General features: G+C 39.3%; 2 protein-coding genes. Both read right to left on the bottom strand.

The genetic code is table 11. The annotated features are described in order from the left end of the window. Nucleotides 1–360 precede the first annotated feature (360 nt). Nucleotides 361–882, bottom strand: coding sequence for a hypothetical protein (locus J2Z20_RS17770; protein WP_209853422.1), 522 nt, complete (start codon nt 880–882; stop codon nt 361–363). 1,295 nt (nt 883–2,177) lie between these two features. Beyond that, nucleotides 2,178–2,588, bottom strand: a complete 411-nt coding sequence (locus J2Z20_RS17765) for a hypothetical protein (RefSeq protein WP_209853420.1) — start codon at nt 2,586–2,588, stop codon at nt 2,178–2,180. Between the last annotated feature and the right edge of the window lie 133 nt (nt 2,589–2,721).

Raw genomic sequence — 2,721 nt, 5'->3', positions numbered from 1 at the left:
GTTTTTGGTTGTTGAAGTGTCCTTAGTTCAAAAGCAACTAAAAATATTAAAAATATAGATATTATAAGAGTAATATAATTCCGCATCATTGAACCATCCCTCAAAATTAAGATTTGCCATGCTTTCATATAATGTTCTTGTGTTCACGACGTCCCACCACCTTAAGCCCGAAGGGCGGCCAAGATGCGGTTAGGTGATGCGGGTGTGTCCGGCTGATTCCGCTTCCCTGCTGCTGAAATTATCATCCCCGAATCCTCTTCTAACTCCGGTCCGGACCGAGGGGCGAATGCCCCGATGCGTGAATATGGTGTTATCAGATGCCGGGGACTTCTTGAAATACCCTCTAATCTTTCTAAAGTACTATGGAGTAAGCACTTTCAATTGTGTTGCTTTATACCAAAAATAATTCAATCGTTCCTTTAGTAAAATATAATCCTCGTCTGTAAATTGATCATAATCAATTTTTTGATCCGTTATTTCCTGTACAAATACTTTTCCACTTTGATTTCTTGCATAAGCAAGTCGTCTATGTGTTTCAATCTGTTCACCATCGTCTAGATAAGAAAATTGTAAAATATATAAAGATTTAATATCAAAGAATTCATTTGTGGGTTGATGTTCGATTTGATTTATCCATTCATGTATCTCATCAATATCCTTCTTTTCATAGTACATGTTAAACATCTCAGGTTGGCTTTTTATGGAGTCCGTTCTATACAAACTTAATTCTACAGTTTTTAATGATTCAGTATTGAATTCGGAGATCTCTAAATATTGATTACTTGTTTGAACTTTGTCTTCAATCTCTTTGATTTGTGTAGTCTGTTCATTAGAACAACCGACAAGATACAGCAAAAGCAATAATGAGAGTATATACTTCATCAATTAAATCTACCTCGCTGATTGAAAAATTCGCACTAGCACTTTCCCGGTTTCTGATAACGTTCTCAGTATTCACGAACCCGAGAGCCTTAAGTGACCAACGGGAACGGGTCGAAGACTTAGGATCGCAGGGTTGTCCGGCTGATTCCACTTCCTCGCTTCTCAACATCGGCCGGATCAAGGGTGCATAGCCCGCAGCGTGAATACGGTGTTATATGATGGCATGTCCTTCTTGAAACAACCTCAAAAATCTCTTGCTTTAATTCAATTGAATTTATCCTTTGATTAGTCCTTTAATAAGCCCTTAAAATAGTCCTTTAATCAGTCCTTTACTAACTCCTTTACCAAAGTCTTTAGTCAGTCCTTTGTTTTGTTTTTAATCAGATTTTTTCTTCGAATTACTATCTGCCTGTTTCTTGCCTTTATATATTCTATAAATACTTAAAGGAAACCAGATAACCCCAAGAAGTAAACTTGATATAATTGAAATATATAATAAAGGAGATATTGTACCGTCTCCCACTGGCCCCGTTTTTGGTTGTTGAAGTGACCTTAGTTCAAAAGCAACTAAAAATATTAAAAATATAGATATTATAAGAGTAATATAATTCCGCATCATTGAACCCATCCCTCAAAATTAAGATTTGCCATGCTTTCAGATAACGTTCTGGTATTCACGACGTCCTACCACCTTAAGCCCGAAGGGCGGCCGCGATGCGGTTAGGTGGTGGGATGTGTCCGGATGAATCTACTTCCATGCTGCTGAAAAGCCTCATCGAATCCACATCGGACTCCGGCCGGACCGAGGGGCGAATGGCCCGAAGCGTGAATATGGTGTTAGACGTAGTGCCTTCTTCGAGCTACTGCCATAATGACTTATTACAAGGTCTTACTTTCCAGTCAGTTCCCGTATGGGAACATTCCTTAGAAATAATTGCTCTTCCTTCAAATCAGTTCCCGAGTGGGAACATTCCTTAGAAAAAATCGATCTTCCTTCAATCAGTTCCCGAGTGGGAACATTCCTTAAGCATCTGCTCTTATCGATCTCATTGCCTTGGCACTTTGCATTACGTCTAACGTTCTTGTATTCGCGACGTCCCACCACCTTAAGCCCGAAGGGCGGCCGCGATGCGGTTAGGTGGTGGGATGTGTCCGGCTGATTCTGCTTCTCCGAACACTGAAATGCCTCTCCGATTTCACTTCTGACTTCTGCCGGACCGAGGGCCGAATGGCCCGATGCGTGAATACGGTGTTAGATGGTGTGGCCTCTTCTTCGAAATGCTTTCAAAATTCTCTTATTCTGAATAAGTTAATCTACCGCCTGGTAACGAAATTAATAGAAAGCCATTCTCTCCTGAAATCTGCCAACCTTCAAACAGAGAACTTGTATGAAATAAATCTAGGACTAAATTCCCTTCAAATATCAATGTTATGTCTGCGATTTTATCCTTTAAAATAATATCTTTTAATCTCTTGCCTATTAAGTAATTTTCAAATTTCTTAGTGCATTCTTGTTTCGTTTGTTCATGATTGTACTCATAAAACCCAACTAAAACTTCCTGATTATAAGTTAGTCTCCAAGGGCATTCAATTGTTAAAAATTTAGTAGCATCATCAAAAATAATAATTGGATTTAACGAGTTTATTTCTGTCACTAAAGATTCTTTAAGTTTTTCTAGATTTTCTTCAATCTGTGGATCAATCATTTAATCACTTCTTTCTAGGCCATTTCATCTAACGTTCCTTGTATTCACGACGTCCAACTCCCTTAAGCCCGAAGGGCGGCCGCGATGCGGTTAGGGAGTTGGATGTGTCCGGCTGAATCTGCTTCACTGCAAC

The organism is Paenibacillus sediminis, assembly GCF_017873765.1.
Classification (GTDB): Bacteria; Bacillota; Bacilli; order Paenibacillales; family Paenibacillaceae; genus Paenibacillus_AG; species Paenibacillus_AG sediminis.
The sequence above is the reverse complement of the archived record's forward strand: the minus strand, read 5'-3'. Positions and strand labels throughout refer to the sequence as shown.